The sequence below is a fragment of the Mesorhizobium sp. M0848 genome (assembly GCF_040319805.1).
Taxonomy (GTDB): domain Bacteria; phylum Pseudomonadota; class Alphaproteobacteria; order Rhizobiales; family Rhizobiaceae; genus Mesorhizobium.
The window spans coordinates 18361-32331 of the sequence record NZ_JAMYOM010000025.1 but is presented as its reverse complement, the minus strand read 5'-3'; the positions used below and the strand labels follow the sequence as shown (position 1 = coordinate 32331).

The 13971-nt window shown below is 62.8% G+C and carries 13 protein-coding genes; 12 read left to right on the top strand and 1 reads right to left on the bottom strand.

Annotated elements, in window-relative coordinates; all coding sequences use genetic code 11:
* The first annotated feature begins 2 nt into the window (after window positions 1-2).
* Together NKH95_RS25505 and NKH95_RS25500 are read left to right on the top strand one after the other, a co-directional pair.
* Complete coding sequence (locus tag NKH95_RS25505; protein ID WP_128303403.1) at window positions 3-899, top strand: ABC transporter permease; 897 nt, start codon at window positions 3-5, stop codon at window positions 897-899.
* A gap of 36 nt (window positions 900-935) precedes the next feature.
* A complete protein-coding gene (locus NKH95_RS25500) occupies window positions 936-1955 on the top strand; it encodes an aliphatic sulfonate ABC transporter substrate-binding protein (RefSeq protein WP_128303404.1) in 1020 nt (339 codons plus the stop codon).
* Between the two features lie 49 nt (window positions 1956-2004).
* Here the strand turns inward: NKH95_RS25500 and NKH95_RS25495 are convergent, their stop codons facing one another.
* Entirely contained in the window at window positions 2005-3033 is a 1029-nt protein-coding gene (locus NKH95_RS25495) for a LacI family DNA-binding transcriptional regulator (RefSeq protein WP_128303405.1), read from the bottom strand.
* A 336-nt stretch (window positions 3034-3369) separates the two neighbouring features.
* On the opposite strand from NKH95_RS25495, the gene NKH95_RS25490 reads away from it, so the two are divergent.
* The 10 genes from NKH95_RS25490 to NKH95_RS25445 all read left to right on the top strand — a co-directional run bounded on the left by NKH95_RS25490 (window position 3370) and on the right by NKH95_RS25445 (window position 13967).
* A complete protein-coding gene (locus NKH95_RS25490) occupies window positions 3370-4983 on the top strand; it encodes an extracellular solute-binding protein (RefSeq protein ID WP_128303406.1) in 1614 nt (537 codons plus the stop codon).
* Between the two features lie 81 nt (window positions 4984-5064).
* Window positions 5065-5925 (top strand): carbohydrate ABC transporter permease, encoded by an 861-nt coding sequence (locus NKH95_RS25485; protein ID WP_013530821.1) that lies wholly within the window; start codon window positions 5065-5067, stop codon window positions 5923-5925.
* A complete protein-coding gene (locus NKH95_RS25480; RefSeq protein WP_352758683.1) occupies window positions 5922-6881 on the top strand; it encodes a carbohydrate ABC transporter permease in 960 nt (319 codons plus the stop codon). The genes NKH95_RS25485 and NKH95_RS25480 overlap by 4 nt, the downstream gene beginning before the upstream one ends.
* A complete protein-coding gene (locus NKH95_RS25475) occupies window positions 6878-7969 on the top strand; it encodes an ABC transporter ATP-binding protein (protein ID WP_352893636.1) in 1092 nt (363 codons plus the stop codon). Before NKH95_RS25480 ends, NKH95_RS25475 begins: the two co-directional genes overlap by 4 nt.
* 1 nt (window position 7970) lies before the next feature.
* The gene (locus NKH95_RS25470) at window positions 7971-9032 is read left to right on the top strand and encodes an ABC transporter ATP-binding protein (RefSeq protein WP_023814034.1); all 1062 of its coding nucleotides are present in this window, start codon (window positions 7971-7973) and stop codon (window positions 9030-9032) included.
* 35 nt (window positions 9033-9067) lie between these two features.
* Window positions 9068-10153, top strand: coding sequence for a Gfo/Idh/MocA family protein (locus NKH95_RS25465; RefSeq protein ID WP_352893634.1), 1086 nt, complete (start codon window positions 9068-9070; stop codon window positions 10151-10153).
* 55 nt (window positions 10154-10208) lie between these two features.
* Complete coding sequence (locus NKH95_RS25460) at window positions 10209-11123, top strand: sugar phosphate isomerase/epimerase family protein (RefSeq protein ID WP_023814032.1); 915 nt, start codon at window positions 10209-10211, stop codon at window positions 11121-11123.
* A 57-nt stretch (window positions 11124-11180) separates the two neighbouring features.
* Window positions 11181-12125 carry a sugar ABC transporter substrate-binding protein gene (locus NKH95_RS25455; protein ID WP_352441184.1) on the top strand — a complete coding sequence of 315 codons (945 nt, stop codon included), beginning with the start codon at window positions 11181-11183 and terminating at the stop codon, window positions 12123-12125.
* Between the two features lie 82 nt (window positions 12126-12207).
* Window positions 12208-13188, top strand: a complete 981-nt coding sequence (locus NKH95_RS25450) for an ABC transporter permease (RefSeq protein WP_352674316.1) — start codon at window positions 12208-12210, stop codon at window positions 13186-13188.
* A complete protein-coding gene (locus tag NKH95_RS25445; RefSeq protein ID WP_164892899.1) occupies window positions 13185-13967 on the top strand; it encodes an ATP-binding cassette domain-containing protein in 783 nt (260 codons plus the stop codon). Before NKH95_RS25450 ends, NKH95_RS25445 begins: the two co-directional genes overlap by 4 nt.
* Window positions 13968-13971: the final 4 nt, after the last annotated feature.

Sequence of the window (13971 nt, the reverse complement as noted above, 5' to 3'; positions counted from 1 at the left end):
CCATGGCCTATCTGACCGAGAAGTTTGGCTCCGCTGGAGCGCTCCACCTGTTTGCCGGCGCTGGCGAAACTGTCGCCGCCGCCAGGATCCCCGCGATCAAGGCCAGCGCCAAGAACCGGAGCAAGAAAGCGAGCCACGGCACGTTCCTCTATGGCTTGCCGCTGCTCGGCCTGTTCTTCCTGCTGTGGGAGATCGCGCCGCGGCTCGGCTGGCTGAACCGGATCTTCTTTCCGCCGCTGAGCGAGGTGCTGGTCGCCTGGTGGGCGCTGCTCGCCTCGGGCGTGCTGATCGAGCATATCGGCATCAGCCTGCAGCGCGCTGCGATCGGCTTCGCACTCGGCGTGGTGGTGGCCATCCCGCTCGGTCTGTTGATGGGGCGCTATTCGCTGTTCGAGAAGGTTTCCGACCTTCTGGTGCAGACGCTGCGCAACACATCGCAATTCGCACTGCTGCCGGTGTTCATCCTTTTGCTCGGCATTGGTGAGGAATCGAAGGTGGCGATCACCTTCTACTCCTCGGTTTTCTTTCTCCTCGTCAACACGATCAGCGGCGTCAAGTCGGTGGATCCGCTGCTGATCAAGGCGGCGCGCTCGATGGGCACGTCCGACTTCGATCTGTTCCGGAAAGTCATCCTGCCGGCCAGCATTCCCTCGATCGTCGCCGGCGCGCGGCTGGCGGTGAAATCCTCGCTGTTCGCGGTCATTGGCGCCGAGATGCTGGCGGCCAAATCCGGCCTCGGTTTTCTCATCCAGAACTCGCAACTGATGATGGAAACGGCCGACATGTATGCCGGCATCCTGACGCTGACCGTCATCGGCCTGACTGTCAATTACCTGCTCGTCTGGTTCGAGCGCTGGGCGACAGCCTGGAAAGGCCAGTCCGAGACCTCGCTCATCTGAGCCGTCCATTCATTCCAATCAGGAAGGATTTTTCCCATGCCCAGCATTCCATTCGATGCACTTCGCCGACTGCTCCTGAAGGGCGCCATTGCCGTCGTCATCGGCCTTGGCGGCATGCCTGCCTTCGCCCAGGACAAGCCAGAAATCATCCGCATCGGCAGTACCGCGCCGGGGCATCTCAAATTCATCCTCGCCCACAAGGACGGCTGGTGGGAGAAGGAGTTCGCCAAGGACGGCATCAAGGTCGAACTGGTGACTTTCAATGGCGGTTCGGAGGCGACGACAGCGTTGGCCACCGGCGCGATCGAATTCACCTATACCGGCAACAATCCAGCGCTGCGCGTTGCTGCGTCCGGCGCCGACGTCAGGCTGATCGGCCTGTCGAGCTATGTGAAGGCCGGCGGTTCCTACATCGTCGTCAAGACCGACTCGCCGCTGAAGACGCTGCAGGATCTCAAGGGTAAGAAGGTCGCCTATTTGACCGGCACGGTGCGGCATTCGAATTTCAGCAAGGCGCTGAACAGCGTCGGCCTGACCACCAATGATGTCGAAGGTCTGAACCTGCCTTTCGAGGCATCCGGCCCGGCGCTGCTGCGCGGCGATATCGACGCCATTGTCGAGACCGATTCGACGGCGGCCAAGCTGGTCGACACCGGCGAGGCGCGCGTCCTGTTCGACACCAGCACCCATCCGGAATGGAACGTGCCCAACGTCATCTCGGTCAACGGCGCCTTCGCGGCGAAATATCCCGATCTGGTCAAGCGGCTGCTGAAGGTCGATATCGAGATTTCGCGCTGGGCCGACGCCCATCCGGACCAGACGATCAAGACCTTTGTCGAGGCGACCAAGTCGTCGGAAAAATCCGTCCGCAAGACCTATGCCGACGGGGTGTTCCATCAGGATCCGAAACTCACGGACGACGCGATCGCCGCCTTGCAGGGCGAGGAGAAATTCATGGCCAGCGCCGGGCTCCTGAAGGGCTCGATCGACTATGGCAAATGGGTCGACAAGAGCTTTGTCGATGGCGCCGCGGCTGAAGTCGCTGCCGTCCAATAGGCCCGGAAAGATCGAGCGGGCGGCGCTTTGCGGCGCCGCCTCGTACAGGTCAAATCTCCGGAATGTTCTCCTTGAAGATCACCTGCAGCCTTGGCTGGTGCAATTCGTAGGGCAGCCCCCGGACCGCATGGATCAGGGTGTTGAGCGCTTCGCGGGCCTCGACGCGCGGGTTCTGGTCGATGACCGCGTCGAGCGTGCCGTCGAGCAGAAGGTCCTTGGTGCCGTCCGTCACTTCGTGGCCGAGGAAGACCATGGATTGGGCGCGGCCGCGCTCCTTGAGCGCGCGGGCGATGCCGGTGTTGCCGGCGCCGACATTGTAGATCGCGGCAAGGTCGGGGTGCCGCTCCAGAAGGGCGGATGCTTCCGAATAGGCCTTTTCGCGGTCGTCGAGCATTTCGCGCATCTCGACGATCTGCAGATTGGGTGATTCCTCGGTCAATACGTGGCGGAACCCCATCTCGCGTTCCTCGTGGCCGCGATAAGACAGCGAGCCGGCGAACAGCGCCACCTTGCCCGGACGCCCCGATCCCATGAAGCGGTTGAGCAGATAGCCGGCCAGCCGCCCGGCGGCGCGGTTGTCGATGCCGATATAGGCGACCCTGGGCACATGCAGGATGTCGGAGGCGATGGTCACCACCTTAATGTCGTTGGCCGACAGGGAGCGGATTGCTTCGCGCACCGTCGGATGGTCGAGCGCGATGACGCCGACGCCTTGCGTCTGTCCGCGTAGATCCTGCAACAGGCGAGCGAGCCGGTCAGGATTGAAGCCCTCTATGGTGGCGATACGAACATCGAGGTCGGGCCGCGCCAGAGCCTGTGCCTCGATCTGGCGGTGCAGCATCTTGATGAAGGAATTGGTGCCGGCCGGCAGGGCGAAGTCGAGCCGGATGACCTCGCCGGGCGAGGGTCGTGGCGGCGCGCCGTTCGGACCTTCGGCGATGTAGCCGAGGCGCTGCGCCATTTCGAGCACGATTTCCCGCGTGCGCGCCCGCACGCCGGGTCGGTTGTTGAGCACTCGGTCGACGGTGGCGGCCGAGACGCCGGCTTCCCGGGCTATGTCAGTCAGGGTGGAACGCACCGTCTTTCCTCTCCTGCATGCGTCGGATCGGCTGGTGACGGCTTCCCCGCCATCCGCGATTCTGATGGGAAATGATGTATCCGCCCTTGGCCGATGTGCAAGCCGCCGCGCTAAATCAAATGGTCCGGCAGGGCTGCGCGGGGCAGGGAAGGGCCGGGCGCCCTCAAAATGAGGCATCCTGCGTGACGTATGGGTCCCGTTTTTGTGCATTTCCTTGCCCTGTTGCAATATTATGAGGTGTTTTGATTATTTATGATGTTGACAGCCTTGCCATGCTGCCGTCAATATCCCTCATAAGGGTCGTGGAGGAAACGTGGCCCTGAGGGAGGAGTTTCAATGTCTGACTTGATCCGCATCTCGCGGCGCCGGCTGCTGGCATCCGGAGGAAAGGCGGCTGTGATCATGACCGCCGCTGGTATCGCACCCCAATTCATTCGTCCCGGTCGCGCCTATGCGGCCGACGCGCTGGCGCCCGGCATGATCGGCGGCCCGACGGGCTTCGAAGGGGCCGAGCGCTACCAGTATGGCGCCGACACGCCGGAAGGCCGTGCCATCGAGGCAGCCAAGGCGCTGAAGGGCGCCGGCAAGGCGCCGGCCAAGATCGTGCTCGGCCTGTCCGACGGCTCGATCGGCCAGCTCACGCAGCCGTTCCCGGCCGGTGCGCCGTCGATCAAGGAGCTGTGGGAAAAGGAAACCGGCATCGCGATCGAAATCGTCGGTTTGCCGAACGGCCAGGAATTCACCAAGACGATGCAGGACATCTCCACCAAGGGTGGGGCCTACGACATCTACTCGACAGAATGGAACCGTCTTGGCGACCTCGCCGAAACCGGCGGCATCGCCAAGCTCGACGACTTTGTCGCGCAGCATAAGCCTGAATGGGACGATCCGGTCAGCGGCTATGTCAACGGCGCCAAGGGCGTGTCGCTGCTCAACAAATACCGCGGCTCGAACTATGGCGTGTCGCTGGACGGCGACTTCCAGACCTGGGTCTACCGCACCGACCTGTTCGGCGACGAAGCCGAGAAGAAGGCCTTCAAGGACAAATACGGCTACGATCTGGCGCCGCCGAAGACCTGGAAGCAGCATGGCGACATAGCCGCCTTCTTCCAGCGACCGGACAAGGGCCTGTTCGGCTCGACCGACCTGCGCAACCAGGGCTGGGGCTATACCAACTGGTACCAGCGCTATGTTTCGATGGCTTCGCCCAACCAGTTCCTGTTTGGCGATGACGGCAAGCCGATGATCAATTCCGAGCAAGGTATTGCCGCCACCAACGAATATGTCGCTTCGCTCGCGCATCATTCGCCGGATGCGATCTCCTGGGGTTGGCCGGAGCAATACGGCAACTTCGCCAAGGGTGGTGCGGCGATGACCTGCGCCTTCTCCAACTTGCCGAAATTCCTCGACAATGCCGGCAACAAGGATTCAGCCGTCACCGGCAAGATCGGCTCGATGCTGCCGCCCGGCCGCGAGATCGGCGGCAAGCTGATCAGCCGTTCCGTGCTGTGGTTCTCGCTGACCGGCATGGTCTCGTCGCAGTCGAAAAACCAGGAGGTCGCCTATCTCCTGCTGCAATGGCTGGGCTCGGCCCGTATCTACGCATGGATGAGCGCCAACCCCGGCGGTTACCTGGACCCGTTCCGGCTTTCGGACTTCTCCGATCCGCTGGTGCGCCAGACCTATCATGCCTACCACATGGACGTCGTGCGCGAGACGGTCGCCCGCACCGTGCCAACCATCAATTATCCCGGCGCGACAGCCTTCCACAATGCGCTCGACGAGAACCTGATGGCGGCGCTGACCAAGGCCAAGACATCGGAGCAGGCGATGGCCGATACCGAGGCAGAGTGGAAAAAGATCGCCCGGCGCACCGGCGAGGACAAACTGCTCGAAGCCATCAAGACCAACAAGGAGGCCTGGCCGACAGTTCTCGATCCAATCGTCTGATCCTCCTCCCGAGATCGCACCGAAGGAGGGGAGGAGCTTGCTTCTCCCCTCCGCCCACAACGCCACCAGCAAAGCCGCCAGATGAAGCGTTCCGTTCCTTTCCTGATATTCCGCTATGCCGCGATCTTCGCCGCTATGGCGGTGACGCTGGTGCCGATCCTGTGGATGGTGTCGATGGCTTTCAAGCCGATCGCCGAATGGTCGGCGACCGGCGCCGACCTGACATGGTGGCCGAAGAACCCGACGCTCAGCAATTTCCGTTTCGTCTTCGGCGAGTCGACCAACAATCTGATCGTCGCGCTCGACCGTAACGCGCTGAAGCCGATCCTCGCATCGCTGCTGTCGGCGGTTTTCGGCACGGTGATCGCCATGTCGGCGGGCACTGCCGCGGCTTATGGGCTGTCGCGTTTCGGCTCCGGCCAGAACCTGCCGCTGGCGCTGATCCAGCTCCGGATCTTTCCGCCGATGGCGGTCATGATCCCGGTGATGATCATGTGGGCTTTCCTCAACTTCACCGATAGCTGGTGGGGCCTGGCGCTGATCTACGGCATCGTCACCTTGCCGTTCGCCTTCTGGCTGATGAAGACCTTCTTCGACGACATGCCGCGCGAGATCGAGGAGGCGGCGCTTGTCGAAGGCTGTTCGCGGCTGCGCGTCTTCACGCGCATCACGCTGCCGATGATGCGCGCGCCGCTCGCCAGTGCCGCGCTCTTCGTCTTCATCCTCAACTGGTCGGACTATTTGATCGCGCTGCTTCTGACGACGCGCGAATGGGTGACCATCCCGGTCTACATGGCCTCTCTGTCCTCCTCGATGACTGGGCAGCTCTATGGCGCCAAGGCGGCGCTTGGGCTGATCGCGGCCGTGCCGCCGGTCATCATGGGCATCGCCATCCAACGCCATCTGGTGCGCGGGTTGACGTTCGGGGCGCTCAAGCAATGAGCGCGGTGACTGTCATGACTTCCAAGGATGAGATGAAAGCCGTCGGAACAAGGCCGGGTTCGCGTGACGAGGGCGCAAGGCTGGGTTTCCGGCTGACATTGCCCGCTCAGATCCTCGTGCTGTTCATCTCGGCCTTCCCGCTGTTGATGCAGCTCTACATCAGCGTCACCGACTGGTCGCCTCTGTCGGGCACCGGCTGGTGGAGCGCCTGGTCGATGTGGAACAGCTTTGCCAACTACACCGATCTCGCCGCCGACGCGCGCTTCTGGAGCGCGCTGAAGCGTACGGCCATCGTCATGATCGTCTGCGTGCCGGCGGAATTCCTGCTTGGCCTGGCACTGGCGACGCTGTTTGCCGACGATTTCCCGGGCAAGCGCGTCTTCTACTCGATCCTGCTGATGCCGATGATGGTGGTGCCGGCGGTGGCCGGCTACATGTTCTTCATGCTGTTCCAGTCAGGCGGCCCGGTGAACGACATCTTGTCGTCGCTGACCGGTTCTCCCGTCACCATCGCCTGGCTGTCGGATCCGACGCTGGCGCTGATCGCGGTGATGGTCGCCGATATCTGGCAATGGACGCCGCTGATGTTCCTCATCCTGCTCGCCGGCCTGGTCGGCGTGCCGGAGGACCAGATCAAGGCGGCGACGCTGCTCGGCGCCAATCCCTGGCAGCGCTTCGTCACCATCGTGCTGCCGAAGATGAAGACGATCATCATCATCGCGCTGGCGATCCGGGTGATAGAGAACTTCAAGATCTTCGACACGCTCTACATCATGACCGGCGGCGGTCCAGGCGTCGCCACCGAAACCATCTCGGTCTACATCTACAAGCTCACCACGCAGGACCTGATCTGGGGCTATGTGGCGGCGATCGCGCTGGCCATTTTGGTCGTGCTGTCGATCGTCGCGGTGTTCGCGATGAAGCGCATGGCGCGGGCACGCGAGGTGGCGGCATGAGCGCAATTCACCTGCAAAACCTGATCAAGAAATTCGGCGACTTCACCGCGCTGAAAACCATGGATTTGGCAATTGCCGATGGCGAGTTCATGGCGCTGCTCGGCCCGTCGGGCTGCGGCAAGTCGACGACGATGAACATGATCGCCGGCATGGAAGAGCCGACCGGCGGCAAGATCCTGTTCGGCGAGCGCGACATGGCCGGCGTACCGATGGGCCGGCGCGGCGTCGGCTTCGTCTTCCAGAACTACGCCATCTTCACGCATATGACGGTGCGCCAGAACCTTGCCTATGGACCAAAAATGCGAGGGGCTGCCAAAGCCGAGATCGATCGCCGTGTCGGCGCCATCGCCGAGATGCTGCAACTGACGCCGCTGCTCGACCGCAAGGCCGACAGGCTGTCAGTCAACATATTGCAGCGGGTGGCGATCGGCCGCTCGGCGATCATGGAGCCGGCGATCTTCCTGCTCGACGAGCCGCTGTCCAATGTCGACGCGGCTTTCCGGGCCGTCATGCGCACCGAACTGAAGCAGCTGCAGCGGCAGTTCCGCCAGACCATGGTCTATGTCACCCACGACCAGCTCGAGGCGATGACCATGGCCGACCGGATCGCGGTCATGGATCATGGCGTGTTGCAGCAGGTCGGCACGCCACTCGAGGTCTACAACGATCCCGCCAATGTCTTCGTCGCCCGCTTTATCGGTGCGCCGGGCATGAATCTGCTCAAGGGCAGGCCGGTGGAAAGCGACCGCGGACTGGTCGTCGATCTCGGACCGCTGGGCGTCACGCCGCCGCTGCCGGTCGAACTCGCGGCGGCCATGCGTGGTGCGCGCGGCGAGGTGCTTTACGGATTCCGTCCTGAACAGGCGACGTTGGTGCAGAATGGGCAGGGCCTCGCAATGCCGGTGACCTTCGTCGAACGGATCGGTGCGCGCACCATCGTTCATCTCGGCCAGGGCGAGGCGGCTGTGAAAACGGTGTTCGACAATGATGTCGGACTGGCTATCGGCGACACCGCTGTCATTGCCCCCACTACGTCGTCGGTGCGCGTCTTCGACGCCGCTACCGGCCTTGCGATAAAGGCAGGTTGAGATGGCCGATATCGTCTTTCGCAATGTGACCAAACGCTACGGCAATATACTCGCCGTCGACGACGCCTCGTTCACCGTCAACGACAATGAGTTCTTCTGCTTCTTCGGACCGCCGCTGTCAGGCAAGTCGACCATTCTGCGCCTGGTGCTCGGGCTGGAGACACCTGACACCGGTGAAGTCCTGATCGGAGGCAGGCCGGTCAACGCGATGTCGCCGGCCGAGCGCAACGTGGCGATGGTGTTCCAGAACCTGGCGTTGTTTCCGCATATGAGCGCGCTCGAAAATGTCCGCTTTCCCCTGGTCGAACGCCGGGTCGCCGAGGCCGAGATCAAGTGGCGGGTCACGGACGTCGCGGCGAAGCTGCATATCGGCCATATCCTGCACAAGCCGCCGGGACAGCTTTCGGGCGGGGAGCGGCAGCGCGTGGCGATCGCGCGGGCTCTGGTGCGCGATCCCAATGCCTATCTGATGGATGATCCGATCTCGGCGCTAGACGCCAGGCTGCGCGAGGAAACGCGCGTCGAGCTGAAGCGCATCCAGCGCGAACTCGGCAAGACGCTGATCTATGTCACGCATGACCAGGAAGAGGCGATGTCGGTCGCCGACCGCATCGCCATCCTGGAGGACGGCAAGATCAGGCAGATCGGCACGCCGGCAGAGATCTACGACCGCCCGGCCAGCACGTATGTGGCAAGGCTGCTTGGCTCGCCGATGATGAACATTCTCAGATCGGCGCGCAGCGAGGGCGGTGTCGAAGCGGCTGAAGGGACGATCCGCATCGAAGACAAGACAGCGCCCGCCGACGCCGTGGAGATCGGCCTGAGGCCGGAAGACATCAAGGTCAGACCGTGGGCGGATGGGGGCCCGGGCCGCCCGGCGCGAGTGTTCGAGGTCGAGCCGCTTGGCGGCTATACCGTGGTGACGCTCGCTGCCGGGCAGGCGCGGCTGAAGGCATTGCTGCGCGGCCAGCCCGACGTCCGGCCGGATGCCATGGTGGCGATATCCTGCGAGCCGGCCAGAGTGCATTATTTCGAACAGAGCGGCGGAGCGTTGGCACGATGACGGCCGCCGCAAGGAAAGAGTTTCGGGAGGAAGAGATGGCAAGCAAAGACTTCGAGCCGGACGTGAAGGTCCGCACGAAGGAATACAGGATCGGCTGCGTCGGCGCCGGCATGATCATGGCCGAGTGCCATCTCGCCGCCTACAAGGAAGCTGGATTCCCGGTGGTGGCGATCGCCTCGCGCACCAGGGCCAGCGCCGAGAAGGTGGCGACGCGCTGGAGCATCCCCACGGTCCACGACACGCCCGAAAAACTGATCGAGGACGAGAATGTCGAGATCATCGATCTTGCCTTCCCGCCCGACCTGCAGCCGGCGCTGATCCGTCACGCGCTGAAGCAGAAGCACATCAAGGCGATCCTGGCGCAGAAGCCGTTGGCCTTGTCGGTCGACGAAGCGGTCAAGCTGCGTGACGAGGCGGCCAAGGCCGGCAAGATCCTCTCGGTCAATCAGAACATGCGCTACGACCAGTCGATGCGCGTCTTGAAGCAGATCATCGACAGCGGCGCGCTGGGCGAGATCATCTTCGCCCAGATCGACATGCACGCCATCCCCCACTGGCAAAGCTTCCTCGAGGATTACGACCGGCTGACGCTGGCCAATATGAGCGTGCATCATCTCGATGTGCTGCGCTTCCTGTTCGGTGACCCCTCAGAGATCACCACGCTGACGCGGAAGGATCCGCGCACGACATTCGACCATTCCGACGGCATCACCGTGTCGACGCTGCGCTTCCCGTCCGGCGTGCTCGCCGTGTCGCTGGAGGATGTCTGGTCCGGTCCGCGCCAGGATGGCTACAAGGACGACCAGCACATCAACTGGCGCGTCGACGGCACCAAGGGCGTCGCGAAGGGCACCATCGGCTGGCCGACGGGCGCGGCCTCGACGCTGACCTATGCCTCGACCGAGACGACCGGCGGCGAATGGGTCAGCCCGAGTTGGGACACGATGTGGTTCCCGCATGCCTTTATCGGCGTGATGGAGCAGCTCCAGCATGCGGTGAAGACCGGCACGCCGCCGGCGCTGTCGGTGGCCGACAACGTCAAGACCATGGCGCTGGTCGAGGCGGGCTATCGCTCGATCGACGAGGGCCGCACGATCAAGCTTTCCGAAATCGCTATCTGATCACCGCAACTGAAACACCAGACAACTGAATCGCTTACAGGGAGGAATTCACACCATGATGCAGGCAGGTATTTTCACGGGCTATTTCCCGTACGGCCTCGAAGAGACGGCGAAGAAGATCCGCGGGCTCGATTTCAACACGGTGCAGCTCGACCTGCATTTCAAGGACGTCGACCTGTCGGCGGGGCAGATCACCAAGGACAAGGCCAAGAAGGTGCGCGACGTCTTCCGCGATCATCACCTGCCGGTGTGCTGCATTTCCGGCTACACAAACATCATCCATCCCGACAAGGCCGAGCGCGACAAGCGTGTTGGCTATCTCAAGGAGATCATCCGCAACGCCCGCCATTTCGGCAGCCCGTATGTGATCTCGGAAACCGGCACCTACAACACCGAATCCGACTGGGTGCATCACCCCAAGAACAAGACCGAGGAAGGGTTCGAGGAGTGCCGCAAGGTGGTCGCCGAGCTCGCCCAGACGGCCTATGACCACGGCGCGGTCTTCCTGCTCGAAACCTACGTCAACAACGTCGTCGGCTCGGTCGAGGAGACGGTGAAGATGTTCGCGCAGGTCGACCATCCCGGCCTTGGTCTGCTGATGGACCCGACCAATTATTTCGAGACGCATAACATCGACAGGATGGACCAGATCCTGAACCAGGTGTTCGACACGCTGACCGACAAGATCAGAATAGCTCACGCCAAGGACGTCAAGCGTTCGGGCGGCGACAAGTCCGAGAAGCACGCCGATATCGGCGACGAGGACGCGCTGGAGAGCCACACCTTCCGTGGCGTCGGCGAGATCGAGCTGCCGGCACCGGGCCTCGGTTCGCTGAACTATGATCTCTACCTCCAGCGGCTGGCGGAAAAGCATCCGAACATTCCTGTGATTATCGAGCATCTCTCGGAAGACGACGTGCCGCGCGCCAAGAAATTCCTCGATGGGAAGTTCCGCGCCAACGGTCTGTGACGGTCACTGCGCGCTGTCGGTTCGCGGCGGCGCGGCCCAAAAGCAAGGGAGGAAAGAATGTTGAAGTTCGCATTGAAACTGGCGGCTGCCGCAACGCTGCTCGCCAGCGTCGCGCTAGGCTCGCCGGCAATGGCGCAGGATGGCCAGAAGACGTTTTACCTGCTGTCGCATGGCGGTCCCTCGGATGCGTTCTGGCTCGACTGGAATGCCGGCGCGACCAAAGCCTGCGACCAGCTCAAGGTGACCTGCAAGATCTCCTTCAGCGGCGGCGACATGGCGGCGCAGAAGGAGGCCTTCAATTCCGCGCTTGCGGCCAAGCCCGACGGCATCGCCACCACCTCGGCCCAGCCGGGCTTGTGGACCGAGGAAGTGAAGGCTGCCAAGGCGGCCGGGATCCCGATCGTGTTCTTCAACACAGACGATCCGGCGACCGGACGGCAGGCCTATGTCGGCGCCGATCTCAAGGAGGCGGGCGTCATCTGGGCCAAGTATCTCGTCGACCGCAAGATGGTGAAGCAGGGCGACAAGGTGTTCCTGCCGGTGGAAGTGCCCGGCGCCAGCTATCAGCAGCTGGAGACCGAAGGCATCGCCAGCGTCTTCGATCCGTTGGGGATCAAATATGATGTGGTCGATTGCGGCACCGACCCGGCCGGCATCATTGCCAAGATGACCGACTATATGGTGGCCAACAATCCGCCGGCGATCATCGCGCTCGGCGATTCCGTGGCGGCCAGCGTCAAACGGGTGTTCGACGGCGCAGGTGTGCCGGCCGGCAAGATCCCGGTCGTCGGCTGGGGCAATTCGAAGGAAACCGCCGAGGCCGTCAAATCCGGCTTCGTCAACGCGGCCGCCTGGCAGTTTCCGTCTGCGCAGGGCTTCATGCCGGTGGCGCTGCTCGGGCTCGCCGCGTCGGGCGAACCGATCGGCTACGACATCCATACTTTCAGCCTCTACGACGCCTCGAGCGTCGAACCGATCCTGAAACTCTACGACACGAAGTGAAAACCGGTGCCCGCGGCGCAGGCCGCGGGCACCATTTCAAAGCATGGTTCAAGCAGTCATGATGATCGCCGCAGAAGACGAAATGCCTGTCGGGAAACGCAGATCGAGCCTTATGCGCTCGCCGCAATTCTCCTCGCTCATCATCCTCATTGTCCTGCTCGCGGTGTTCGCCATCGCCGATGCCAATTTCCTGTCGCCGCTCAACATCTCCAACATGATGGCGTTCCTGCCTGAGCTCGGCATCATCGCGCTCGGCATGACGCTGCTTCTGACGGCGGGCGAATTCGACCTGTCGGTTGGTGCCGTGTTCGGGCTGGCGCCGGTCGTCGTCATGCTTCTGGTGCAGAACGGAGGCGTCGATATCGGCATCGCGCTTCTGGCCGGGCTTCTGCTGTGCGTCGCCATCGGCGCGATCAACGGGTTGATCGTCACCAAGATCGGCATTTCGTCCTTCCTGGTCACGCTGTCCATGCTGCTCGTGGTGCGCGGGGCGGCGCTCTACATCACGCAGGGCTTTCCGCTGAAATCCTGGGACCAGCCAGGCTTTTTCGTCACGCTGCTGGCCGGCAGCTTCAATGTCGGGTCGTTCCGGTTCTACACCTCGCTGTGGTGGTTCATCGGTCTCTCGCTGCTGGCGATCTACGTGCTGCGCTATGCCAAGCTCGGCAACTGGATCAGCGCCATCGGCTCCAACCGGAACGCGGCGGTGGCGCGCGGCGTGCCGGCGGACGCCGTCAAGGTGTGGCTGTTCATCCTGACTTCGGTCCTTGCGGGACTGGCCGGCATGATCAGCGCCTTCCGCATCTCGGCCGCCTCACCGGTGGCCGGCACCGGCTACGAGCTCGAAGTGATCGCCATGGTGGTGGTCGGCGGCACGGCGCTGACCGGCGGACGCGGCACGATCCTCGGCACCATCGTCGGTGCGCTGATGCTGCGCGCGATCCGCAACGGCATCGTGCTGATCGGCGTGCCGGGCCTCGCCTACAACATCTTCGTGGGCCTCATCATCCTCGCCATGCTCATCCTGCACGCTTTGCTGCAGAAGAACGCCGCAAGGGGCTGACGATGGAAGTGCTTCGGCTGCAGAATCTGCAAAAATCCTTCGGCAGCGTTCGGGCGCTGAAGAATGCGTCCTTTGCCCTCAACGAAGGCGAGGTGGTGGCCTTGCTCGGAGACAATGGCGCCGGCAAATCGACGCTGATCAAGGCGATCTCGGGCGTGTTTCCAGCCGATCGGGGCGACATCTATGTGCGCGGCGAAAAGGTCTCGATCCGCTCGACGCGCGATGCGATGGACCTCGGCATCGAGACCATCCACCAGGATACGTCTCTGGCGCCGGATCTCAGCATTGCGCGCAATCTTTTCCTTGGGCGCGAACCGGTCAAGCTGAAATGGCTGGGCGTGTTCGCGCCGCTCGATTTCGCCAAATTGCGCGACGCGGCGTCGGCGCTGTTGAGGCGCGTCGGCATCTCGAAGAAACTCGACGCCGATGCGCTGGTCTTAACGCTGTCGGGCGGCGAGCGGCAGTCGATTGCGATTTCTCGCGCTATGCAGTTCGCCGCCAAGGTCATCATCCTCGACGAACCGACCAACAATCTCGGCGTCGAGGAAACCCACGGCGTGCTGCGCTTCGTCAAGGAGGTGCGTGACGCCGGCCATTCGGTGCTCTTGATCACCCACAACATCCATCACGTGTTCCAGGTAGCCGACCGCATCATCGTCATGCGCCGCGGCGAGATCGTTGCCGAGCAGACGGTTGCCGATACCGATCTCCTGACCGTGGAAAGCATTATCACCGGCGCCGACATGTCGGCCCTGCTGAAAGAGACGAGAGCGAAGTGAAGAA

What these genes read in the sequence shown, in the direction of transcription:
- NKH95_RS25475 (WP_352893636.1), top strand. Translation starts at nt 6,878, where the DNA reads ATGAGCGCAATTCACCTGCAAAACCTGATCAAGAAATTCGGCGACTTC.
- NKH95_RS25490 (WP_128303406.1), top strand. Translation starts at nt 3,370, where the DNA reads ATGTCTGACTTGATCCGCATCTCGCGGCGCCGGCTGCTGGCATCCGGA.
- NKH95_RS25480 (WP_352758683.1), top strand. Translation starts at nt 5,922, where the DNA reads ATGAGCGCGGTGACTGTCATGACTTCCAAGGATGAGATGAAAGCCGTC.
- NKH95_RS25465 (WP_352893634.1), top strand. Translation starts at nt 9,068, where the DNA reads ATGGCAAGCAAAGACTTCGAGCCGGACGTGAAGGTCCGCACGAAGGAA.
- NKH95_RS25450 (WP_352674316.1), top strand. Translation starts at nt 12,208, where the DNA reads ATGCCTGTCGGGAAACGCAGATCGAGCCTTATGCGCTCGCCGCAATTC.
- NKH95_RS25485 (WP_013530821.1), top strand. Translation starts at nt 5,065, where the DNA reads ATGAAGCGTTCCGTTCCTTTCCTGATATTCCGCTATGCCGCGATCTTC.
- NKH95_RS25470 (WP_023814034.1), top strand. Translation starts at nt 7,971, where the DNA reads ATGGCCGATATCGTCTTTCGCAATGTGACCAAACGCTACGGCAATATA.
- NKH95_RS25455 (WP_352441184.1), top strand. Translation starts at nt 11,181, where the DNA reads ATGTTGAAGTTCGCATTGAAACTGGCGGCTGCCGCAACGCTGCTCGCC.
- NKH95_RS25500 (WP_128303404.1), top strand. Translation starts at nt 936, where the DNA reads ATGCCCAGCATTCCATTCGATGCACTTCGCCGACTGCTCCTGAAGGGC.
- NKH95_RS25460 (WP_023814032.1), top strand. Translation starts at nt 10,209, where the DNA reads ATGATGCAGGCAGGTATTTTCACGGGCTATTTCCCGTACGGCCTCGAA.
- NKH95_RS25505 (WP_128303403.1), top strand. Translation starts at nt 3, where the DNA reads ATGGCCTATCTGACCGAGAAGTTTGGCTCCGCTGGAGCGCTCCACCTG.